This window comes from Streptomyces sp. Q6 (assembly GCF_036967205.1).
In the GTDB taxonomy this organism is placed as follows: Bacteria; Actinomycetota; Actinomycetes; order Streptomycetales; family Streptomycetaceae; genus Streptomyces; species Streptomyces citrinus.
In genome coordinates this window covers 3942548-3963333 of the sequence record NZ_CP146022.1, presented here as the reverse complement: position 1 = coordinate 3963333, position 20786 = coordinate 3942548, and the positions used below count along the sequence as shown (strand labels likewise).

The window sequence follows — 20786 nt, the reverse complement described above, 5'->3', positions numbered from 1 at the left end:
CCGGGCTCCCGGCTCCCCTCCGGAAGGGAGCCCGGTCAGCCGCTCTGAGCCAGCAGCATGACGAGGACGACCGCCCCGATGCCGCTGATCATGGTGTTCTTGGCTTTGAGTCCGATGGAAAGCACGATGAACGCGATGATGCCCATCGGCCCGTACTTCCACTGGATGAGCTGCTCGAATCCGATGGCGAGCGCGGCGATGAGGATGGCGAAGACCGGCATGGGACTTACCTCCTTCGGGACCTATGGGTCCGAGTGGTGACCAACTCTCCCGACATAGCGGTGACGTAGACCAACCTGTGTGACCGACGCCAACCCCCGAGGTTGTCCGACCAGGTCGCTCAAGTTGGTCACCAACTCACAGGTACTTATCTCCGCTGAAGCACGACTCATAACCACCTTCTTCTCAACTCCCCAAAGATGGCGGGAAGTTGTAGTGTTTGGTTGTGAGTGCGGAGCATGCAGCCGTCAACGGACGGCCCACGTCACAGCGGGCGCAGCAGTCGTACCGCGAGGTGGCAGATGAGCTGCGCGCCCGGATCAGGTCCGGGCTGCTGAGTCCCGGCCAACGCATGCCTACGCAGGCGCAGTTGGCGGACGAGTTCGGTGTGGAGCGGTCCGCCGTACGTCAGGCGCTGCGCGTTCTCCAGTCCGAGCACCTGCTGGCCAATGTCTCGAAGGGCAGCCCGGCCACCGTCGCCGAGAACACCAGGTCGGCCTTCCTGGGCCCCGGCGCGCCGCCGCAGCCCACGATGGTGGCCCTCGCGCCGCGGATCGCGACCGCCTTCCAGGAGCGCGACGTGGAGATCGACGCCCTGTGCCTGACGGCGGTCTCGCTCACCCTCGCGATGGGGGAGCCGCTGCGCCACATCCACGCGGGCCGCATGAAACCGGCCAAGGTGCGCGTACGGGTGCTGCTGCCCAGCAACGACATCGAGCTCGCCTTCCCGGCCCCGGCCGACGGCGAGGAGGGCTCCGGGTCGGGCGCGGTGGTCGGCGGCCGGCTCCAGCGCAGCTGGCTGGCGCAGCGCAACGCGCAGGGCCAGGTGCTCAGGCACAACCTGCTGGCCCTGCGCGCGACGCACGGGATCGACGTGTCGGTGGAGTTCCGGGCCCTGCCGTTCACGCCACCGGTCAAGCTCTATCTGCTCAACAGCAACGAGGCGCTGTTCGCGTACTACACGCTGTCCCGGCGCGGCGCGCAGATCGACCACGAGCGGGTGGACGTGTACGACGCACAGGGGGTGCGGCAGATGCTCTTCGCCTTCGAACAGGGGGCGGGACTGCGCGACACGACGTTCGTGGAGCAGTCCCACCTGTGGTTCAACAGCCTCTGGAACACCATCAGTTCGGACCTGACGCTCAGTTCCTAGATGCGGGGTTCCCAGCTGTGTCGACCCGCCCGGTGGGGAGGATCAGTGGAGCGCGGGGCCGGCCACCATGATCGCGAGCAGTACGCCGCCGATGGAGCTGCAGGTGGCGTTGCGGGCCTTGACGCCGAGGGTCAGCAGAAGCAGACCCGCGATGCCGGCCGGTCCGTAGTGCCACTGGACGAGCTGCTCGAAGGTGATCACGAACACCGCGGAGAGGAGGCTCAGGAGAGGCATGACGGTTTCCTCCTGCATCGGCTTCGGACTCGTACGGTGGTGACGGTTGGTCTAGGTGCTCGCCATCTCCGGCTAGCTTTCGCCAAGTTGGCTACCAACTGTATGAAGGTTGTCCCCACTTGGTTGCGGTACTAAAACAAGTCGCCAACAACTCCCGCCAAATCAAGGGAAGTTGTACCGTTTGGTTGTGACTCAGGAGAGCGTGGCAGACATGGCGGACACGACACTGAACGGCAGCAGAAGGCGCGGACCTCAGGAGATAGCCGACGACCTGCGCGAGCGCATCAGGGCCGGCGAGCTCAGGGCGGGCGACCGGCTGCCCACGCAGGCGATGCTCGCCGAGGAGTTCGGCGTGGAGCGCGGCACGGTCCGCCAGGCCCTCCAACTCCTCCAGACCGACGGCCTGTTGAGCAACATCAGCAAGGGCAGCCCGCCCCGGATCGCCTCCTCGGCCCCCGGCGGTGACCAGCCGCAGCCCACGATGGTCGGCCTCGCCCCCCGCCTGGTCGAGGCGTTCGACGCGCCGCACGTACGCATCGACGCGGTCTGCATGACCTCGGAGACGCTGATGCTGGCGCTCGGCGAGCCGCTGCGCCTCATCCACGAGGGCCGGATGCGCCCCGAGTCCATCGACGTACGCATCCTGCTGCCCAGCCGCGACATCGACCTCGCGTTCCCCGTCCCCGTCGCCGACGGATCGAGCGCGACCGACGAGGAGACCGTCCACCGGCGCTGGCTCGCCACGCGCAACGCGCAGGGCCAGGTGCTGCGCCACAACCTCCGCTCGCTGCGCTCCTCGCACGGCATCGACGTCCACGTGACCTTCCGCGCCCTGCCGTTCACCCCGCCGGTCAAGCTCTATCTGCTCAACGACGCCGAGGCGCTCCTGTCGTACTACATGGTCACGCGCCGCGAGGAGGAGATCGACAGCGGCACCAAGCTGGAGATGTACGCCGCCACGGGCACGCAGGCGCTGCTCTTCTCGTTCGAGAAGCGGGCGGGGCACCGGGACCGGGCGTTCGTGGAGGAGTCGCAGAAGTGGTTCACCGCCCTCTGGGAAACCATCACGTCCGACCTGACACTCTCCTAGTGACTTCAGATGCGACGAAGCAGACTGTTCCGGTGGCAGACGAGAAGGAACCTCAGCGGGAACCGGGCGAGCTGAGCGAGTCGGTGGAGCGGGCCGGTCCGGTGGAGCGCGCGGAGACGGCGGAGCCGGCCGCCGGGCCGGAGGAGCTGGCCGAGTTGGTCAAGGGCGCGCGCTACGTGCTCTTCGACTTCGACGGGCCGATCTGCCGGCTCTTCGCGGGCCGGCCGGCATCGATGATCGCCCGCGCGCAGGTGGAGTGGCTGGACGGACAGGGCCTGGGCGAGGCGCTGACCCCGGCCGAGCGCGTCGACGAGGACCCGCACAGCGCGCTGCGCAGCCTGGGTCTCCAGCGCCCCGACAGCGACCTCGTCGTCGAGATGGAGAAACGTCTCACCGACCAGGAGCTGCGCGCCGTCCGCTCCGCGTGGCCCACGGAACACGCGGATCCGCTCATCCGCACCTGGACCGCGGTGGGCGCGCGCCTCGCCATCACCACGAACAACGCCCCCGAGGCGGCCCGCCGCTACATCGAGGGCCGCGGCCTGTCCGCGTGCTTCGAGCCGCACATCTACGGCCGCACCCAGGACCTGAAACTCCTGAAGCCGGACCCGTACTGCCTCAACCGCGCGCTCCAGGCGATGGGCGCGGCCCCCGCGGCGACCCTGATGATCGGCGACACCCCCACGGACCTCGCGGCGGCGCGGGCCGCGGGCGTCGGATTCCTCGGTTACGCCCGCAACGAGCGCAAGGCCGGGCTGCTGCGGGACGCGGGGGCACGGCATGTGATCGGTTCACTGCAGACGCTCCTGGGCATCCTCATCAAGCGCACCTGACACGGCCCGACCCCGCCCGACCCTCTCCGTCCATGCCCTTCACCTGCCCGTTCAGGGAGTCGCACGCATGTATGCACGCACGCCTGGGCGAGTTGGCAGCCAACTGACGTAGAGTTGACGGGACTTGGCATGGCGCGAGGGGAGTGGGTCGCGGTGAACGACAAGAGCAACGCCCGCCCCGGATCCGCCCCCGGGTCCCCGTCGCGGGCCACGTCCGAGGAGATCGCCGACGAACTGCGCGCCCGCATCAAGGCCGGCACCCTCCGCCCCGGCGACCGGCTGCCCACGCAGGCCGCGCTGGCGGAGGAGTTCGGCGTGGAGCGCGGGACGGTGCGCAACGCGCTCCAGCGGTTGCAGGCGGACGGGCTGCTGACGAACGTGAGCAAGGGGAGTCCGCCGCAGGTCGCGCCCTCGGCCGTGGAGCCACCGATCGGCTCGCGCTCGGCCCGCAGCATCCTGGGTCCGCGCCTGGTGGCCGCCTTCGAGGACCCGGACGTACGGGTGGACGTGGCCTGCCTGACGGCGGAGACCCTCATGACGGCGCTCGGGGAGCCCCTGCGGCATGTGTACGAGGGGGCGAGCCGGCCGCGCTCGGTCTGTCTGCGTGTCCTGCTGCCCAGCCTGGAGCAGGACCTCGACTACCCGTCCCCGGTGGCCGGTTGGGGCCACGACGAGAAGCTGGAGAAGGCCGTCAAGGAGCGCACCCGCATCCAGCGGGAGGCCCAGAGCACGGTGCTGCGCAGCAACTTCGCGGGACTGCGGCGCAGCGGGATCGACGCGCGGATCGAGTTCCGCTACACGATCGGCACCCCGAGCCGTAAGGCGTACCTGCTGAACCGGCAGGAGGTGCTCATCGGCCACTACGTCCCCGGCCGCTTCCTGCGCGAGGTCGACGAGTACGCGGGGCCGAGCCCGGTGGAGCTGTGCGACGTGGAGGGGTTCGACACGTCGATGTTCGTCTTCGACCGGTCGAGGGGCGTGGGCGAGGCGACCTTCGTGGACGCGGAGCAGGCCATGTTCGACGGGGTCTGGGACCATGTGGCGCGGGGGCACGCCTGAGGGGCGGGCCCCGGACTCAGGACGTCTGCGCGAGGAGCAGCAGCGCCAGTACGGCACCGACGGCGGCCCACGGTACCGACTTGCGCTCGGCGGACCAGGTGAGGGTGCAGACGGTCAGGGCGAGGAGGCCGAGCAGCCCGTACTCGGAGCGGACGAACTCTTCGAGGCCGTAGCCCAGGAGCGTCGCCAGTACTTCGGGTATCAGGATCATGGTTCCCACCCCTTGTGTCATCGCCGGCGCGAGGTCGCCGTACGGACAATCGCTGTCAACTGTCGGACCAACCGGCCAACTGGACCGATTGGACTGGTTGACTTGGATTGGGTTTCCCCTGGCCGGGAGATCGTTACTCAACACCCAATAAATGTGCGAAAGTTGACTGAATCTGGTGTGCCGTTGGGCTGACAGCGGTACGTTCCCCCTGTGACGAACGGCCGGAGTGGTGGGAGTGGCGGCAGGGAGGTCTTCCGTGTCGTGGAGGAGCTGCGGGCCCGCATGGCCGGCGGCGACTACCCGCTCGGCTCCCTCCTCCCGGCGCAGCGCAAGCTGGCCGACGAGTTCCACATCTCCCGGGACACCGTGCAGCGCGCTCTGGAGCAGCTGGCCGGCGAGGGCTGGATCGAGGCGCGCCAGGGCAGCGGCACGCGGGTCATCAGGGCGCAGCAGGTGCAGTCGTACACGGCGCGGGCGGCCAAAGAGGGCAGGGTGACGCTGCGTGAGTTCTTCGACGAGGCGTTCGCCGGGCCCGACGTCGTCCTCGACGTCTGCACGCTCACGTCGGAGTCGCTCGATACGCAGGTGAAGGGGCAGATCGACCGGATCAGGTCGGGCCTGACGGCGCCGCGCAGCATCTCCATTCGTATGTTGCTGCCGACGGAGTCACTCGAATTGCCGTATCCGCGGGCACTGGACGACGCGGGCGGGGAACTCACCGCCCAGCTCCGGCAGCGGTTGCTGGGGATCACGCGGCGGCACAGTGGATCGATCCGGGCGGAGCTGCGCCAGCTCCAGGCCGAGAAGCTGGTGGAGTCCGCGCGCATCGACATCCGGCATGTGGACCTCACGCCGACCTTCAAGCTGTACTTGATCAACGGCACGCAGGCGCTGCACGGCCCGTACGAGGTGATCGAGCGGCCGATCGTCCTGGGGGACACCGAGGTCGACGCCCTGGACGTCCTGGGGCTCGGGGCGATGCTCACCCACTACGCCGTGGACCAGAACAACCCGGACTCGCGCGGATCGGTCTTCATGAAGGCCTGGCAGGCGTGGTTCGACTCGGTGTGGACGAACCTGGCGCACTGAATCGGTCATCGGTCGAACGCTGAGACCCGAGAGAGTTTCTTTACGTCGCCGATACAGCACACTCTCGGACTCCGGTAGTGGGGCCCCTGGTACGGCATTACTCTGTGGCCCTGTTGCGGCCCGATGCATAAGTAACCAGGAGCGGCCTGTGGGCGCTGTCATCGCCCCGAGTGCCAGTACGTCCGGCCAGATCGCCGACGCGGACGTCGACGACGTGTGGCGTGGCGTCGTGGCGCGTGCGCAGCGTCACGGCGAGGGGATGAGCGGGCACCACAACCTGAACCATGTGGTCACGCTGTCCGACCAGGAGGCCGCTCGTCTCGGGCTGTCCGCCGACACCCGTGTCATGGTCAGGCGGCGGAAGCCCGGGATCGCTCCGGTCGTGATCCGGACGTGGCGCGAGGAGCAGGCGGTCCTGGGCGCGATGGGCGGAACCCTGCGGCACGTGCCTCAGTGCCTGGCGCGCTTCGGGGACACGTCGATCCACAGCTACATGGAGGGCACACCACTCTCCAGCATCTGCCGGAACGGCAAGCCGGTGGACGCCCTGCTGATCGAGGCCTTCGCCGGGCTGCTGGCGGACATGGCGAAGGTGCCGTCGCACGCGCTGCCCGCCTGCCCCGAGTATTGGCCGAGGGACGGCGACAGCCGAGGGTTCCTGAGGACCCTGCTGATCCAGGCGGAGGGGCAGATCCGTCAGCCCAACTGGGCCGAGTTCGGTGGACTGTTCGTGGCGCTGGGCGTCCCGGAGAACGCCCTGCGGTTGTCGGACGTGTGGGCGCCCAATCTCACCCGCCGTCCGTTCCAACTCCTCCACGGTGACCTGCACCGGGACAACGTCATCGTCACGTACGAGGGCCGTCGGCCGTTCCGGCTCCTCGAGAGCGGTCCGGGCCGGGAGGTCGGAGGCATCACGTACGACGGCGAGCCTCCGATGGTCTGTGTGGACTGGGAGTTGGCGACGTACGGGGATCCGCTCCACGACCTCGCCGTCCACCTGGTGCGGATGCAGTACCCGCCGGATCAGGAGTCGGAGGTGATCAGGTGCTGGGAGAAGGCGATGGGGCAGGTCCGCCCCGAGGCGACCCGCGGCCTCGACGCCGATCTGCGGCACTACATCGACTTCGAGCACGCCCAGTCCGTGTATCCGGACGTGATCCGTGCGGTCGGCTCGCTGGGCGAGAACTTCAGCCAGAGCGATCTGGAGGGCGCGGCGGCGGAGGTGCACCGCGCGCTCACCGTCGCCCGCCGCCCGCTCAGGCTGCGCAATGTCCTGGAACCGGCGGCGATCGAGCCCCTGCTCTACCGCTGGCGGGTGGCCCGGGGCGCACGCCACCGCGGCACGTTCTCGGCCTCCATCAACTGGCAGCGGGACGAACGCGTCCAGTTGCGTGAGCACTTCACCGCCTCGGAGGTCGAGGAGGCGCTGTGGGCGGAGGGCGCGGCCACGGCCCGGCAGGTCTTCAAAGGCACCGCCCACCTGGGCACGGTCGTTCGCGTCGCGGGCTACGGGCCCGTCATGGTGCGCCGGAAGGTGGGCAACGCGACCCCGATCGAGCCCCGGTCGCTCTCGGAACACTCGGTGCTCCGGGCGATCGAGGACTCGGGTGCGGCCGTCAGCGTGCCCAAGGTCCTCGCGCTGGGGGTCAGCGACGTCGAGGACCAGTTCACCATCCAGTCCTACGTGGGGCCCTCCGACATCCAGAGCAGCCCGGTGCACCCGGTGCACGGACTGCTTCCCGGCGAGGCGCACGACCTGGTGGACCAGCTGGTGGCACTGTCGCAGGTCGACAACCGGTCGTTGACCCAGGACATGAGCGGCGTCGGCTTCTACGCGTGGATGTGCTCCCAACTCGCTTTGATGGTGCGGCAGTTCTCGCGCAAGACCAAGGATCTCGCCGCCATGCTGGGCCTGCCCGACGAGGTCGAGCTGGAGCTCAGGCTGCTCAGTCATGACGTGACGGATCGTCACTACAGCCTGCTGCACGGTGACTTGAATCCCTGGAACCTGGTGCGACAGGAACGCGGCTTCGGTCTCGCGCTCATCGACTGGGAGATGGCGATGGTGGGTGACCCGCTGTATGACCTCGTGCGGCACATCCATCTGACGCCGACGACCAGGGAGATCAGGGAGCGGATGTACTCCCGCTGGGAGCGGTGTCTTCCCGAGCGCTTCACCCGAGGCTGGGAGGGGGACGTCCCCGCCTACCGCGGCCTCGAACAGGTCCGCTCGGCCTATGTGGACCTGGACCGGCTCGTCACCGGCTCCGGCCTGGACGCTCCCAATGTCCGGCGGGCCGTCGGCTCCTACAAGACGACCCTCCGCAAGGCCCTTCACTGGCTGGAAATGCCTCAGGCGACACCGCAGGCAGCCAATCCCTACCTTGCCCTGGCCCTGCCGCACGCGGACGATTGACCTCTGCCCGGGTGCCGGAGCACCAGGTGACTACGAGGGAGCCGCATGGCGTCGACGGCCCTGTTCTGCGGAGACATCGCGTTCGACGTGGCGCTCAGGGTGCCTCGCCACCCCGTTCCCGACGAGAAGACGCACGCGTACGAGCATCTGTTGAGCGCCGGCGGAGTGGCCGCCAACTCGGCGGTCGCCTGTGCCCGGCAGGGCGTTCGCACGTCGCTCCTCGCCGTGGTCGGTGACGATGTGCTGGGGACCTACGCCGTCGACCTTCTGGCGAAGCGCGGTGTCGACGTCACGGGCGTCACCGCGATCCCCGGAGCGACCGCGGTCTCGGTCTGCACGCTGGCCGAAGACGGTGAGAAGCACCTCGTCTACACCTCGTCCGTCTCCCAGTACCCGCCGGTGGAGCGGCTGCGCGACGTCGACCTGCGCGGTGTGGACTGGGTGCACACCTCATGCCTGCACCCCGAGACCGCCGCTGTGCTGGCGGAGCGGGCACGCGCTACGGGCACGCCGCTGTCGATCGACCTGGAGCCCGCCGCTCTCGGCGAGGGCCTTCCCGCCCTGGCCGCTGCTCTGCACGGAGCCGAGGTCGTGTTCCTCAACGAGCAGACGGTGGCCCGGGTCGGTGACGTACGGGCGTTCGCCGCCCGTCACGACCTCAAGGCTGTCGTGTGCACCCGGGGCGAACGGGGTGCGGTACTGACGGCAGGAGCGCGGGAAACGGTCGTCGTTCCCCCGCCGGCCGGCCGGATGGTCGACACCACCGGAGCCGGCGACTGTCTGGCCGGGGTCTACATCGCCCGCGTGCTCTCCGGCCGGGACCCGCGCGAGGCGCTGCGGGCCGCGGTCGTGTCCGCCACCCATGCGTGCGGCCACCTCGGCGCCCAGGGCGGATACCCCGACCGGGAGACGACGGACGCGCTCCTCGGAGCCGTACCCTCCTCCCCATGACCCAAGGCCCCACCCCCACCCCCACCCCTCCCTCCGGGAGCGCAAGAAGCAGCGGACGCGCGCGTCGCTCTCCGAAGCCGCGATCCGGCTGTTCATGGAGAAGGGGTACGACCACGTGTCCGTCGCCGAGGTGGCCGCCGCGGCCGAGGTGTCGAAGCCGACCCTGTTCCGGTACTTCGCGAGCAAGGAGGACCTCGTCCTGCACCGGTTCGCCGATCACGAGGACGAGGCGGCGCGGGTCGTCGAGGGGCGGGCGGAGGGCGTGTCGGCCCTTGAGGCGTTGCGGCGGCAGTTCGTGGACGGGCTCGCGCGGCGGGATCCGGTGACGGGGCTGTGCGATCACCCCGCCGTGCTGGCGTACCAGCGGCTGCTGTTCGGGACGCCGTCGCTGGTGGCGCGGTTGTACGGGTACCGGGAGCGGTCCGAGCAGGCGCTGGCGCGGGCGCTGGGCGGGCCCGTGATCGAGGCGCGGCTCGCCGCCGGGCAGATCGTGGCCGTCCAGCGGGTGCTCGCCGAGGAGAACGGGCGGCGGATCGCGGCAGGGGAGTCCGCCGACGCCGTCGAGGAGGACGCGGTGCGCGCCGCCGAGGTGGGGTTCCGGCAGTTGGCGGACGGGTTGCCGGACCACCTCACCGGCGCCGGGCGGCCCGCTTAGGGCGGGGGGCGGCGCAAAGAAGAGGTACACGGTAAAAGATTTAACTCGGTAACGTTATTGCGTTACCGTGGAGCCATGACCGCTGCCGCCGCCCCCACCTCCGGCACCCTCGACGCCGAACGCCGCTATCACGACGCCTGCCGCGCCGCCCTCGCCGCCATGGTCGACGGCGCCGACGAACAGGTCGTCATCGGGGAGAACGCCTCCGCGTCCGGCGCCGACGCCGAAGTGCTCGGCTATCAGCTGCGCAGCAGGGCCAAGGGACTTCGGGAGCTGCCGCAGGCGCCGTCGTTCTTCGGGCGGCTCGACTTCGGGGCGGGCGGGGAGCACGCCGGGCAGCGTTACTACGTAGGGCGGCTGCGGATCAGTGAGCATCCGGCCGCGCCCCCGCTCGTCGTCGACTGGCGGGCACCGGTGTCGCGGGCGTTCTACCAGGCCGGAGCCACGGATCCCCAGGGTGTGGACGTACGGCGGCGCTTCGGGTGGGCGCCGGGCAGCGTCGGCGACTCGGCCGATCTGACCAGCCTGGAGGACGAGCGGCTCGGTGCGGGGGAGGCGGGTGGCGGCAGCCGGATCCTCGCCGGGGAGATCGAGCGGCCCCGCGTCGGACCCATGCGCGACATCGCCGCGACCATCCAGCCCGAGCAGGACGACCTGGTGCGGGCCGAGGTCGCCGCGTCCGTGTGCGTCCAGGGCGCGCCCGGCACCGGGAAGACGGCCGTCGGGCTGCACCGGGCCGCGTACCTGCTCTACACGTTCCCGCAGCGCGTTCAGCGGGGAGGGCTGCTCGTGCTCGGGCCCAACCGGACCTTCCTCTCCTACATCTCCGCCGTGCTGCCCGCGCTCGGGGAGACCGGGGTGCGGCAGTCGACCGTCGAGGAGCTCGTGGCGCACGGGGAGGTGCGGGCGTACGACGACGAGGCCGCGGCCGCCGTCAAGCACGACGTCCGGATGGCCGAGGTGCTGCGGCGGGCGCTCTACGCGCGGGTGCGGACCGGCCCCGTCGACCCGGGTGACGCGGTCGCGGTGCCCGAGGGCGCGTACCGGTGGCGGGTCCCGGCCGGTGAACTGCGCCGGATCGTCGACGGCGTACGGGCCGAGGGGCTGCCGTACGCCGTCGGGCGCGAGCGGGTGCGCAGCCGGATCGTGGCGTACCTCCAGGTGCAGGCCGAGCGGCGCGCGTGGCCCGTGAACGCCGCCTGGGTGCAGAAGATCGGGCGGGCGCGGTCCGTGAAGGACTTCGTGGACGCCGTGTGGCCGCGTGTGCGGCCGCAGGAAGTCGTGGCGCAACTGCTGTCGGACGAGCGGGAGTTGAGGGTGGCCGCCGAGGGGGTGCTGGAGGAGAGCGAGCGGCGGGCGCTGCTCTGGGCGAAGCCTCCACGCTCGTACAAGTCCGCCAAGTGGTCGGCCGCCGACCTCGTGCTCCTCGACGAGGTCGCCGGGCTGCTCGCACACCCCGAGAGCTACGGGCACATCGTCGTCGACGAGGCGCAGGATCTGTCACCGATGCAGGCGCGGGCCATCGCCCGGCGTGCGGAGTTCGGTTCGCTGACCGTGCTCGGCGATCTGGCGCAGGGCACCACGCCCTGGGCGGCGCGGAGTTGGCGCGAACTCCTCGGACACCTCGGCAAGCCGGAGGCGGCGGTGGTACCGCTGACGACCGGTTTCCGGGTCCCGGCCGCCGTGGTCGCCCTCGCCAACCAGGTCCTCGACCAGATCGACGTGGACGTGCCGTCGGCCCGATCGCTGCGCGGGGACGGGGAGTTGAGGGTCGAGCGGGTGGGCGACGTGGTCGTGGGCGCCGTCGACGCCGTGCGGCGGGCGCTCGCGTACGAGGGGTCGATCGGGGTGATCGCCGCCGAGGCCGACGTGGACGCGGTGCGCGAGGCGCTGGCCGCGGCGGGTGTCGCTGCGGCCGGGCCCGACGACCTGGGCGCCCGGGTCACCGTGCTCGCCGCGGGCGTCGCGAAGGGGCTTGAGTACGACCATGTCGTCGCCGTCGAGCCGGCCGCGATCGCCGAGGCGGGTACCCGCGGGCTCCAGCGGCTGTACGTCGTGCTGACCAGGGCGGTGTCGCGGCTGGACGTGGTGCACGCGCGGGCGTTGCCGTTCGCCCGAGCCTGAAAGAATGCCCGTCCGCCCGTGCCGGGCCCGCTGCTCAGCCGCGCTGGCGTGGCCGGCGGGCCGTCGCCGGGCTCGGTGACGGGGTGCTGAGATACCCGTCCACCAGGTGGTTCAGCAGGCGCAGGAACGTCTCGCGGTCCTCGGGCGGGAACGCCCCGAGGGCCTTCTCGTGCACCCCGTCCACGATCTCCTGACTGCGCGCCGCGACCCGCGCGCCCTCCTCCGTCACCGCGATGATCCGCGCCCGCCGGTCCGTCGACGACGGCCTGCGCTCCGCGAGGCCCGCCTTCTCCAGGGCGTCGACGGTCACCACCATCGTCGTCTTGTCCATGTCGCCGATCTCGGCGAGCTGGTTCTGGGTGCGCTCCTCCTCCAGGGCGTGCACGAGCACGCAGTGCATGCGCGCCGTCAGACCGATGTCGGCGAGCGCCGCCGCCATCTGCGTACGCAGTACGTGACTGGTGTGGTCCAGGAGGTACGAGAGGTCGGGCCTGGTCCGGGTGGGTGCGGGCGTCATGGCGGTCATGGCTCCAGGGTAGTCCACGGCTAGTTCCGAGAAATATAGTCTGCAACGGAACTATCTGTTACGGTCGTGTTGTCGCCGCAGCCCGGAAGGGGCGCGGCTCGACCGTCCGACCGAAGGGGTCCGCCATGTCCGCAGCGCCCGTCCCGTCCGCGTCCCCGGGAAGCCGGTCCCGCTGGCTCGCCCTCGGCGTCATCGCCGCCGGAACCCTGATGATCATCCTCGACGGTTCGATCGTCACCGTCGCGATGCCGGCCATCCAGAGCGACCTCGACTTCAGCCCGACCGGCCTGAGCTGGGTCGTGAACGCCTACCTCATCGCCTTCGGCAGCCTGCTCCTGCTCGCCGGGCGGCTCGGCGATCTGCTCGGCCGCAAGCGGATGTTCCTCGCGGGAACCGGCGTCTTCACCGCGGCCTCCCTCCTCGCGGGGGTCGCCACCAGCCCCGCGATCCTGCTCGCGGCCCGCTTCCTGCAAGGGGTCGGCAGCGCCATGGCGGCCGCCGTCGGCCTGGGCATCCTCGTCACGCTCTTCGACGACCCGCGCGAACGGGCCCGCGCCATCGGGGTGTTCAGCTTCACCGGCGCCGCGGGCGCCTCCATCGGGCAGGTGCTCGGCGGCGTCCTCACCGACGCCCTCGACTGGCACTGGATCTTCTTCATCAACCTGCCCATCGGCGCCGCCGTCCTCGCCCTCGCCGTGTCCGCGCTCCCCGCCGACCGGGGCCTCGGACTGCGCGCCGGGGCCGACGCCTGGGGTGCGCTGCTGATCACCGGCGGTCTGATGGCGGCGATCTGGGGGGTCGTCAACATCGATGCGTACGGCGTGAGTTCGGTGCGCGGGGGCGGTCTGATCGGGGCGGGGATCGTGCTCGTCGCGGCGTTCGTCGTGCGGCAGGCGCGGACCCGGACGCCGCTCATGCCGCTGCGCGTCCTGCGCTCCCGCACCGTCGTCGGCGCCAACGTCACCCAGATCCTCACCCTCGCCGCCATGTTCGCCTTCCAGGTGCTCGCCGCGCTCTACATGCAGAAGGTCCTCGGTTACGGGGCCGCGAAGACCGGCCTCGCGATGCTGCCGGCGGCCGTCGCGATCGGAGCTGTCTCGCTCGGCGTCTCGGCGCGGCTCGCGGCGCGCTTCGGGGAGCGGCGGGTGCTCCTGGCCGGGCTCGTGCTCCTCGCCGGAGCGCTCGGGTATCTGTCCCGGGTGCCCGTGCAGGGCTCGTACGTCCCTGATCTGCTGCCCGTGATGCTGCTGGTGTCCGGCGGCGGCCTCGTCCTGCCCGCGCTGGCCGGGCTCGGCATGTCGGCGGCGAACGAGGAGGACGCGGGGCTGGCCTCGGGCCTGTTCAATACGACCCAGCAGATCGGTATGGCGCTGGGTGTCGCGGTCCTGTCGACGCTGGCGGCCTCGCGCACCGACTCCCTCGCGGCGGACGGCAGTTCGGCGGCGGTGGCGCTGACCGAGGGATACCGGCTCGCGTTCGGGGTCGGGGCCGGGCTGATCGGGGCGGCGATCGTGGTCGCGCTGGTGGTGCTGCGCCCGGCGGCGGAGCGGGTGGCCGAGCCGGGGACTCCGGTGCCGGTGGCCTGAGGGGCGTAGTCCTGATGGGCGCCCTGACGAACGCAGACCTGATGGACGCAGACCTGATCAACGCAGTCCTGATGGACGTAGACCTGATGAACGCAGTCCCGATGAACGCAGTCCTGATGAACCTAGACCTGATGAACGCAGTCTTGATGAACGCAGTCCCGATGGACGCAGTCCTGATGGACGTAGAGACGACACACCCCTGATCGCCCTGATCGACATACACGTAGACCTGACCGCAGCACCCCCGATCGATCGTTCTCACCGAAGGAGACTTCTCATGGCCGGCGCCCCACCCCGTTCGCTCACCGAGTCCGAGCTTCAGCAGATCCTCGAAGAAGGGAACTTCGGTGTGCTCGCCAGTGTGCGCGCCACCGGGCACCCGCACCTGACGACGGTCCTGTACCACTGGAGCCCCGAGGAACGCATGCTGCGGATCTCCACGACGGAGGGGCGCCTCAAGCCCCGCCACTACCGGGCCGATCCGCACGCCGCGCTGCACGTCAGGCGCGACGACTTCGCCTTCGCCGTCGCGGAGGGGGAGGTCGAGGTGACCGATCCGACGGCGGAGCCGGGCGACGCGGTGGGGCGCGAACTGCTCGCCATGGCGGGGGACTTCCCCTCCGAGGCGGACGAGAAGGCGTTCCTGGCGGAGGTGGTCGCCGAGCGGCGTGTGGTCGTACGCATCAAGGTGGCGCGCCTCTACGGCACCGCGCTCGACATCGGCTGAGCCGCACGTCCCGGAAATGCGGTGGACCGGGGGAGGGCGCCCTCCCTACGGTGCCGCCCATGACCACTCAGCCCGCGGTTCCCCTGCGCCTGCGCCCCTCCCGCCCCGACGACGCCGAACGCGTGGCCCTGCTGCACGCCGACAGCTGGCGGCGGCACTACCGGGGCGCGTACGCCGACGCGTTCCTCGACGGTGACGTGGTCACCGACCGGCGGCGGGTGTGGCGGGAGCGGCTCGCCGGGGCGGCCGCGGGAGGCGGCGTGACGGTCCTCGCGGAGGACGGCGCGGGGTTCGCGGGGTTCGTGCACGTGGTGCTCGACGCCGACGCCCGCTGGGGCAGCCTCGTCGACAACCTGCACGTCACGCACGACCGCAGACGTACGGGCGTGGGGGCGGCGCTGCTGACCCGCGCCGCCGAGATCGTCACGGAGCACGCGAACGGCTCCGGCCCGGCACCCCTCTACCTGTGGGTGCAGGAGCAGAACACCGCGGCGCGGCACTTCTACGCGGCGATGGGCGGCACGACGGTCGAAACGGCCCCGATCGCACCACCGGGCGGCGTCCCGGAGTGGCTGAACGGCTCACCGAGGAAGCTGAGGGTGGCGTGGGAGAGCGCGACGTCACTGGGCCGAAAGCCGAGTTGACCTCCCGCCCGGTGCCGGTGCCCGCACCCGTGCTCGTGCCCGCACCCGTTCCCCTGCCGCTGCTGTTCCTGGACGTCGACGGCCCTCTGATTCCCTTCGGCCCGCCGCCTCCGGGGGGCCACCCGACCTACGCCCCGGATCCGGACCCGTCCGGCCACCCACTCCTCGCCCGCGTGAACCCGGCCCTGGGGGCGGCACTGGCCGCCCTGCCCTGCGAGCTGGTGTGGGCCACGACCTGGATGGACGACGCGAACGCGCTCGTCGCCCCGCGCCTGGGCCTTCCGGCCCTGCCGGTCCTGGACCGGCAGGAGGAGGACGCTGCGACGAGGGAGCACGAGGCGCTCCACTGGAAGACCCGTGCGCTCGTCGCCCAAGCGGCCGGGCGCCCCTTCGTCTGGATCGACGACGAGATCGGCCGTGCCGACCGGGACTGGGTCGCCGCGCATCATCCGGGACGGGCCCTGCTGCGCCGGACAGACCCGTGGCGGGGCATCGCGGCAGGTGACCTCGACGTCGTAGGGGAGTGGTTGAGAGGGCTCCGGAGGGTGGGGGAGGGGCTGTAGCGGGGGCGGTGCAGTGGGGGGCGGGATGGGGCGTTGCATGGTCATGCGTAATCGTGCATACTCTTCCTATGTCTAAGGTTCTCACTTCCCTCCCCGTCGGCGAGCGCGTCGGCATCGCCTTCTCGGGTGGCCTCGACACCTCCGTCGCGGTCGCGTGGATGCGAGACAAGGGCGCCGTCCCGTGCACGTACACGGCCGACATCGGTCAGTACGACGAGCCGGACATCGCCTCGGTACCCGGCCGGGCGAAGAGCTACGGTGCCGAGGTCGCGCGTCTGGTCGACTGCCGCGCCGCCCTCGTCGAGGAAGGGCTCGCCGCGCTGTCCTGCGGCGCGTTCCACATTCGTTCGGGCGGCCGGGCCTACTTCAACACCACGCCGCTCGGCCGCGCCGTCACCGGCACGCTCCTGGTCCGCGCCATGCTCGAGGACGACGTCCAGATCTGGGGCGACGGCTCGACCTTCAAGGGCAACGACATCGAGCGGTTCTACCGCTACGGCCTCCTCGCCAACCCGAACCTGCGGATCTACAAGCCCTGGCTCGACGCCGACTTCGTGACCGAGCTCGGCGGCCGCAAGGAGATGTCGGAGTGGCTGCTCGCCCACGAGCTGCCGTACCGGGACTCCACGGAGAAGGCGTACTCCACGGACGCCAACATCTGGGGCGCCACGCACGAGGCGAAGGTCCTTGAGCACCTGAACACGGGCGTCGAGACCGTCGACCCGATCATGGGCGTCAAGTTCTGGGACCCGTCCGTCGAGATCGCCACCGAGGACGTGACGATCGGCTTCCAGCAGGGCCGCCCGGTGACGATCAACGGCAAGGAGTTCGCCTCCGCCGTCGACCTCGTCATGGAGGCCAACGCCATCGGCGGCCGCCACGGCCTGGGCATGTCGGACCAGATCGAGAACCGGATCATCGAAGCCAAGAGCCGCGGCATCTACGAGGCGCCCGGCATGGCCCTCCTGCACGCCGCGTACGAGCGCCTCGTGAACGCCATCCACAACGAGGACACCCTCGCCCAGTACCACAACGAGGGCCGGCGCCTCGGTCGCCTCATGTACGAGGGCCGGTGGCTCGACCCGCAGGCGCTGATGGTGCGCGAGTCGCTCCAGCGCTGGGTCGGCGCCGCCGTCACCGGCGAGGTCACCCTGCGGCTGCGGCGCGGCGAGGACTACTCGATCCTCGACACGACCGGCCCCGCGTTCAGCTACCACCCGGACAAGCTGTCCATGGAGCGGACCGAGGACTCGGCGTTCGGCCCGGTCGACCGGATCGGCCAGCTCACCATGCGCAACCTCGACATCGCCGACTCGCGCGCCAAGCTGGAGCAGTACGCCGGTCTCGGCCTGCTCGGCGCCGTGAGCCAGTCCGCCGACGCCGCGATCGGTGCGGCCCAGGCCGCCGCGACCGGCCTGATCGGCAGCCTCCCCGAGGGCGGCGCCGAGGCCATCGCCTCCCGCGGCGAGGTCTCCGGCGACGACGCGGCGCTGGACCGCGCGGCGATGGAGTTCGGCACGGACTAGTACGGGCCACCGCCGGTACGCCGATCACCGGTACGTACCGGCCAGTGCTCACCAGGGTCGGCTGACGCTCGGCGTCAGCCGACCCTTGCGCGTCCCGGCGCGGCGGCCCCGCGGTCCCTCAATGCGGCGCCAGTACGCAGAACTCGTGGCCCTCCGGATCCGTCAGGCACGTCCACGGGACATCGCCCTGGCCGACGTCGAGGTCGGCGGCGCCGAGGGCGCGCAGGCGGGAGACCTCCGCCGCCTTGTCGTCGCCGGGGTAGGGCAGCAGGTCGACATGGAGGCGGTCCGGCACCGGCCGCGTACCGGGCGTGCGCAGGAATTCGAGGTACGGGCCGACGCCCTTGGCGGAGCGGAACACCGCCTGGTCATCGGTGACTTGGTGCGCGGTCCAGTCCATCGCCCCGCCCCAGAACCGGGCCATCGCCCGCGGGTCCGCGCAGTCGACCACCACGGCGGCGATCGGCCCGGTGTCCCGGTAGACCTCCCGGGGCTCCAGCACGCAGAACTCGTTGCCCTCGGGGTCGGCGAGGACCGTCCACGGGACGTCGTCGCCCTGCCCCACGTCGACGGGCGACGCGCCCAACGCCGTCAGCCGCGCGATCAACTCCGCTTGATTGGCCGGGGACGTGGTGGCCAGATCGAGGTGCACGCGGTTCTTCACCGCCGGGTTCTTCGGCTCCGGCACGGGTACCACGTCGATACCCAGGAAGACCGGGTCCGGCCAGACCGGCTTCCCGTCCGCGCCACCGGCGGGACCGACATACGTGACGACGCCGGGGCTGTACGCGTTCCAGCCGAGCGCCTCCGCCCAGAACCGGCCGACCGCCGAGGCGTCGACTGCCTTGAGGATCACGTGAACCGGTCGCAGCGCCATGCCGGCGATCCTAGCCTCGGCCGGTGTCCCGTCTCGGTCGAGGTGAACCATGACGAGGTGTTGGCCGGCAGTGGTTCATCGTGGCTGAAACGCTGTTCGGTGCGGCGTCTCACTCAACCCGAGGTCTGTGAGTCCTGCGCCGCCTCGCGCTCGGCGGCGAACTCGTCGAGGAGCTCGAACAGGACCGTGATCGCCCGCTGTTCGTCCTCAGGCGGAAGATTCCACAAGTCGTCCCAGCCGTTCGGGAGGACGAGGTGGAGGATCTGGCCCGGCCAGGCGTGGTTGCAGTCGCGTCCGCGACGGGCGACGAGCCAGTCGTGCCAGCCGGTGAGACCGGGCCCACCGTGCCGAAGAGCGTGCTGGTCATAACCGGTCAGGAACGCGGTCAGCGCGTGGAAGGAGGGCTTGCCGACGAACATGCCGGGACGTCGGCCGACGCTGGCGAAGTACTCCGCGGCGCCGATCCGGAAGGCGATGCGGTATTGACCATCGACGAGATGGAGCACGTGATCGCCACCTGGATCGTTGCTATCTGGCAACGACGTAAGCTCGGCGACTACGCACCCAGCTGGGACCCAGGCGGCGATCACAGCCCCAACTCGCTGTTCGCGGCCTCGTTCGCACAGGCTGGCTTCGCCATGGAGATCCCGTCACCGGAGCTGTTCTACGAGCTGCTGCCCGTCTACTACGTTCAGAAGATCGATGCCCGGCGCGGGGTGAAGATCCTCGGACTTCGGCGCCATGCGCAGCGTCGGAACGTTGGTCTCCACCAGCCAGTACTTCATGGACCTGCGCACGCTCATGGCCTTGATCTTTGCGTCCTGGCCCGCTGGACGCACCTACTGACCTTCAAACGGTGATGTCGTAGTGGATTCGACGCCGGGGCGGTCGGGCGAGCCTGATTCGGGGGCGTTCACAAGCCCCGGAGTGCCTGCTCCAGGTTGGGGTAGGCGGCCCAGCACAGGATCGAGCCGTCGTCGTGGATCGTCCCCATGTACCAGTCCTCGTCGTCGATGCACTTCACAATGCATAGGTGGTGGCATGCGATGACGATCTCTGGCTGAAGGGTGAGGATGCTTGCGTCGGCAGGCTGACCAGGGAGGTCGGCTGTGACGGTCATGGTGGGCTCCAGCGGGATGGCGGTGTCGTCGCCCGACACTGTGCGCAGTCGTTCTACTGTCCATCCACTAAGCAAGGGGCTCATCACAGAGCCAGTGTGTCAGTTGCCGCCGAGCACGGTGATGGACGCGAGTCCGGTGCCGGCCAGTGCGCCGTTGATGAGTCCGGGCCGATACTGGATCTCGCGCAGGTTGCGACGGACAGCAGCAAACAGGTGCTCAGGGTCGGCGAACGCGGTGTTGGCCAGGTCTCGACGGACCAGAGACCAGATGCCTTCGACCGGGTTCAGCTGCGGAGCATAGGCAGGCAGTTGGATCACGGTGAGCCAGTATCGGTCGGCGATGAACTGCTTCATCCCGCCGGTCAGGTGGGTGTTCAAGTTGTCCCAGACTAGGACGATCGGACCACCGAGCTGAGCGTGGGCAACAGTCAGCAGATCGCGGTAGTCGGTCCAGGCGAAGCTCTTGCGTCCGTCGGCACGTCGATCGGGTGCAGGACGGTAGATCAGCCGGGACCGTTCGCCGGGTTTGTAGCAGACCAGCGCCGCCACCGACAGTCGGCGTCGGGACCGGCCCCGGACGACGACCACGGGTGTGCGTCCCTGCTTGGACCAGGTGCGGGCGGTCGGCGGCGTCATCGTGAACCCGGCCTCGTCTTCGAAGATCAGCCAGGCTCCGAGCGCCGCCCGGGTGCTTCCACGTTTGGCCAGGTCTCCTTCACCCAGCCGGCCACCGCGGCTTCGTCGCGCTCGACTGCCCGACGGGCCGGTACCTGCACCGACCAACCATGTCTCCGCAGCAGGTAGTGCACACCCTGCACGGTGTAGGACTTGTGGAAACGCCGACCAATCAGCGTCTTGATCCGCGCCAGGGTCCATGTCTGATCTGGCCAGCCGTGCGTCGTCGGACCACGGGCAAGCTCGATCTCGAGCACCGCGAACTGCTCGTCCGTCAGGTGTGGGTGGCTCGGCGGACCCTTGGAGACCAGGGATGCTTCGCCACCAGCTGCCCAGGCCGCCCGCCAGCGCTGCACCGAACGCACATGTACCCGAAGCACCTTCGCCACGGTCGCGGTGTCATCCCCAGCGGCGAACCGCTCAGCCGCCGACATCCGGATCTGCTCCCGGAACGCCTGCCGCTCAGCGGTCAGCCCACCCCCTTGCGGATACCTCACGTCATAGACGT

Annotated in this window: 24 protein-coding genes; 16 read left to right on the top strand and 8 right to left on the bottom strand. The window is 70.2% G+C overall.

All coding sequences use genetic code 11. The annotated features are described in order from the left end of the window. Window positions 1-35 precede the first annotated feature (35 nt). Window positions 36-221, bottom strand: coding sequence for a hypothetical protein (locus V2W30_RS18500; protein WP_255978162.1), 186 nt, complete (start codon window positions 219-221; stop codon window positions 36-38). Between the two features lie 218 nt (window positions 222-439). Here V2W30_RS18500 and V2W30_RS18495 point away from each other — a divergent pair, with 218 nt between their 5' ends. Further along, complete coding sequence (locus V2W30_RS18495; protein ID WP_338697959.1) at window positions 440-1372, top strand: winged helix-turn-helix domain-containing protein; 933 nt, start codon at window positions 440-442, stop codon at window positions 1370-1372. A 42-nt stretch (window positions 1373-1414) separates the two neighbouring features. On the opposite strand, the gene V2W30_RS18490 is transcribed toward V2W30_RS18495, so the two are convergent. Then, window positions 1415-1606, bottom strand: a complete 192-nt coding sequence (locus V2W30_RS18490) for a hypothetical protein (RefSeq protein WP_338697957.1) — start codon at window positions 1604-1606, stop codon at window positions 1415-1417. Between the two features lie 211 nt (window positions 1607-1817). Here V2W30_RS18490 and V2W30_RS18485 point away from each other — a divergent pair, with 211 nt between their 5' ends. From V2W30_RS18485 to V2W30_RS18475, 3 genes are all read left to right on the top strand, one after another. After that, window positions 1818-2696, top strand: coding sequence for a winged helix-turn-helix domain-containing protein (locus V2W30_RS18485; protein ID WP_338697955.1), 879 nt, complete (start codon window positions 1818-1820; stop codon window positions 2694-2696). Next, window positions 2645-3529, top strand: coding sequence for an HAD-IA family hydrolase (locus tag V2W30_RS18480; protein ID WP_338697953.1), 885 nt, complete (start codon window positions 2645-2647; stop codon window positions 3527-3529). Before V2W30_RS18485 ends, V2W30_RS18480 begins: the two co-directional genes overlap by 52 nt. A 153-nt stretch (window positions 3530-3682) precedes the next feature. Beyond that, window positions 3683-4588 (top strand): GntR family transcriptional regulator, encoded by a 906-nt coding sequence (locus V2W30_RS18475; protein WP_338697951.1) that lies wholly within the window; start codon window positions 3683-3685, stop codon window positions 4586-4588. Window positions 4589-4604: 16 nt separating this feature from the next. On the opposite strand, the gene V2W30_RS18470 is transcribed toward V2W30_RS18475, so the two are convergent. Continuing rightward, window positions 4605-4799 carry a hypothetical protein gene (locus V2W30_RS18470; RefSeq protein ID WP_338697949.1) on the bottom strand — a complete coding sequence of 65 codons (195 nt, stop codon included), beginning with the start codon at window positions 4797-4799 and terminating at the stop codon, window positions 4605-4607. Window positions 4800-5009: 210 nt separating this feature from the next. Here V2W30_RS18470 and V2W30_RS18465 point away from each other — a divergent pair, with 210 nt between their 5' ends. The 5 genes from V2W30_RS18465 (at window position 5010) to V2W30_RS18445 (ending at window position 12034) form a co-directional block, all read left to right on the top strand. After that, on the top strand, window positions 5010-5888 hold the full coding sequence (locus V2W30_RS18465) for a winged helix-turn-helix domain-containing protein (protein ID WP_338697946.1): 879 nt from the start codon (window positions 5010-5012) through the stop codon (window positions 5886-5888). 148 nt (window positions 5889-6036) lie between these two features. After that, on the top strand, window positions 6037-8304 hold the full coding sequence (locus tag V2W30_RS18460) for an aminoglycoside phosphotransferase family protein (protein WP_338697944.1): 2268 nt from the start codon (window positions 6037-6039) through the stop codon (window positions 8302-8304). Between the two features lie 45 nt (window positions 8305-8349). Further along, a complete protein-coding gene (locus V2W30_RS18455; protein ID WP_338697942.1) occupies window positions 8350-9255 on the top strand; it encodes a carbohydrate kinase family protein in 906 nt (301 codons plus the stop codon). Then, a complete protein-coding gene (locus V2W30_RS18450; protein WP_425244557.1) occupies window positions 9167-9910 on the top strand; it encodes a TetR/AcrR family transcriptional regulator in 744 nt (247 codons plus the stop codon). The genes V2W30_RS18455 and V2W30_RS18450 overlap by 89 nt, the downstream gene beginning before the upstream one ends. Before the next feature lie 75 nt (window positions 9911-9985). After that, a complete protein-coding gene (locus V2W30_RS18445) occupies window positions 9986-12034 on the top strand; it encodes an AAA family ATPase (protein WP_338697940.1) in 2049 nt (682 codons plus the stop codon). Between the two features lie 34 nt (window positions 12035-12068). On the opposite strand, the gene V2W30_RS18440 is transcribed toward V2W30_RS18445, so the two are convergent. Continuing rightward, the gene (locus tag V2W30_RS18440) at window positions 12069-12560 is read right to left on the bottom strand and encodes a MarR family winged helix-turn-helix transcriptional regulator (protein WP_338697938.1); all 492 of its coding nucleotides are present in this window, start codon (window positions 12558-12560) and stop codon (window positions 12069-12071) included. Window positions 12561-12685: 125 nt separating this feature from the next. Between V2W30_RS18440 and V2W30_RS18435 the strand changes: the two genes are divergently transcribed. The 6 genes from V2W30_RS18435 (at window position 12686) to argG (ending at window position 17606) form a co-directional block, all read left to right on the top strand. Then, window positions 12686-14146, top strand: a complete 1461-nt coding sequence (locus tag V2W30_RS18435; RefSeq protein WP_338697937.1) for an MFS transporter — start codon at window positions 12686-12688, stop codon at window positions 14144-14146. A gap of 14 nt (window positions 14147-14160) precedes the next feature. After that, window positions 14161-14349 (top strand): pentapeptide repeat-containing protein, encoded by a 189-nt coding sequence (locus V2W30_RS18430; protein ID WP_338697935.1) that lies wholly within the window; start codon window positions 14161-14163, stop codon window positions 14347-14349. Window positions 14350-14423: 74 nt separating this feature from the next. Next, window positions 14424-14873 carry a TIGR03618 family F420-dependent PPOX class oxidoreductase gene (locus V2W30_RS18425; RefSeq protein WP_338697933.1) on the top strand — a complete coding sequence of 150 codons (450 nt, stop codon included), beginning with the start codon at window positions 14424-14426 and terminating at the stop codon, window positions 14871-14873. 59 nt (window positions 14874-14932) lie between these two features. Then, window positions 14933-15517: a GNAT family N-acetyltransferase gene (locus tag V2W30_RS18420; protein WP_338697932.1), complete on the top strand. Its 585-nt coding sequence runs from the start codon at window positions 14933-14935 to the stop codon at window positions 15515-15517. A gap of 35 nt (window positions 15518-15552) precedes the next feature. Then, complete coding sequence (locus tag V2W30_RS18415; RefSeq protein ID WP_338703672.1) at window positions 15553-16080, top strand: HAD domain-containing protein; 528 nt, start codon at window positions 15553-15555, stop codon at window positions 16078-16080. A gap of 68 nt (window positions 16081-16148) precedes the next feature. Then, a complete protein-coding gene (gene argG, locus V2W30_RS18410; RefSeq protein ID WP_338697930.1) occupies window positions 16149-17606 on the top strand; it encodes an argininosuccinate synthase in 1458 nt (485 codons plus the stop codon). 118 nt (window positions 17607-17724) lie between these two features. Here argG and V2W30_RS18405 read toward each other — a convergent pair whose 3' ends face one another. Together V2W30_RS18405 and V2W30_RS18400 are read right to left on the bottom strand one after the other, a co-directional pair. Beyond that, entirely contained in the window at window positions 17725-18483 is a 759-nt protein-coding gene (locus V2W30_RS18405; protein ID WP_338697929.1) for a VOC family protein, read from the bottom strand. Between the two features lie 113 nt (window positions 18484-18596). Continuing rightward, window positions 18597-18989, bottom strand: a complete 393-nt coding sequence (locus tag V2W30_RS18400; RefSeq protein WP_338697928.1) for a hypothetical protein — start codon at window positions 18987-18989, stop codon at window positions 18597-18599. Here V2W30_RS18400 and V2W30_RS18395 point away from each other — a divergent pair. Then, window positions 18981-19343 (top strand): hypothetical protein, encoded by a 363-nt coding sequence (locus V2W30_RS18395; protein ID WP_425244556.1) that lies wholly within the window; start codon window positions 18981-18983, stop codon window positions 19341-19343. The genes V2W30_RS18400 and V2W30_RS18395 overlap by 9 nt on opposite strands. A 53-nt stretch (window positions 19344-19396) precedes the next feature. Here the strand turns inward: V2W30_RS18395 and V2W30_RS18390 are convergent, their stop codons facing one another. Then, entirely contained in the window at window positions 19397-19603 is a 207-nt protein-coding gene (locus V2W30_RS18390; protein WP_338692543.1) for a hypothetical protein, read from the bottom strand. Between the two features lie 99 nt (window positions 19604-19702). Continuing rightward, a protein-coding gene (locus V2W30_RS41620) for an IS630 family transposase (RefSeq protein WP_425244458.1) occupies window positions 19703-20775 on the bottom strand; the annotation gives its coding sequence in 2 pieces (ribosomal slippage) (window positions 19703-20329 and window positions 20332-20775; 1071 coding nt in all). Window positions 20776-20786: the final 11 nt, after the last annotated feature.

Bases quoted from the DNA above. Each gene is read 5' to 3' on its own strand.
- V2W30_RS18485 (WP_338697955.1), top strand. From the start codon at position 1,818: ATGGCGGACACGACACTGAACGGCAGCAGAAGGCGCGGACCTCAGGAG.
- V2W30_RS18425 (WP_338697933.1), top strand. From the start codon at position 14,424: ATGGCCGGCGCCCCACCCCGTTCGCTCACCGAGTCCGAGCTTCAGCAG.
- V2W30_RS18470 (WP_338697949.1), bottom strand. From the start codon at position 4,799: ATGATCCTGATACCCGAAGTACTGGCGACGCTCCTGGGCTACGGCCTC.
- V2W30_RS18455 (WP_338697942.1), top strand. From the start codon at position 8,350: ATGGCGTCGACGGCCCTGTTCTGCGGAGACATCGCGTTCGACGTGGCG.
- V2W30_RS18405 (WP_338697929.1), bottom strand. From the start codon at position 18,483: ATGGCGCTGCGACCGGTTCACGTGATCCTCAAGGCAGTCGACGCCTCG.
- V2W30_RS18450 (WP_425244557.1), top strand. From the start codon at position 9,167: ATGCGTGCGGCCACCTCGGCGCCCAGGGCGGATACCCCGACCGGGAGA.
- V2W30_RS18500 (WP_255978162.1), bottom strand. From the start codon at position 221: ATGCCGGTCTTCGCCATCCTCATCGCCGCGCTCGCCATCGGATTCGAG.
- V2W30_RS18420 (WP_338697932.1), top strand. From the start codon at position 14,933: ATGACCACTCAGCCCGCGGTTCCCCTGCGCCTGCGCCCCTCCCGCCCC.
- V2W30_RS18445 (WP_338697940.1), top strand. From the start codon at position 9,986: ATGACCGCTGCCGCCGCCCCCACCTCCGGCACCCTCGACGCCGAACGC.
- V2W30_RS18390 (WP_338692543.1), bottom strand. From the start codon at position 19,603: ATGACCGTCACAGCCGACCTCCCTGGTCAGCCTGCCGACGCAAGCATC.
- V2W30_RS18435 (WP_338697937.1), top strand. From the start codon at position 12,686: ATGTCCGCAGCGCCCGTCCCGTCCGCGTCCCCGGGAAGCCGGTCCCGC.
- V2W30_RS18395 (WP_425244556.1), top strand. From the start codon at position 18,981: ATGGAGCACGTGATCGCCACCTGGATCGTTGCTATCTGGCAACGACGT.
- V2W30_RS18440 (WP_338697938.1), bottom strand. From the start codon at position 12,560: ATGACCGCCATGACGCCCGCACCCACCCGGACCAGGCCCGACCTCTCG.
- V2W30_RS18490 (WP_338697957.1), bottom strand. From the start codon at position 1,606: ATGCCTCTCCTGAGCCTCCTCTCCGCGGTGTTCGTGATCACCTTCGAG.
- argG (WP_338697930.1), top strand. From the start codon at position 16,149: ATGTCTAAGGTTCTCACTTCCCTCCCCGTCGGCGAGCGCGTCGGCATC.
- V2W30_RS18430 (WP_338697935.1), top strand. From the start codon at position 14,161: ATGGGCGCCCTGACGAACGCAGACCTGATGGACGCAGACCTGATCAAC.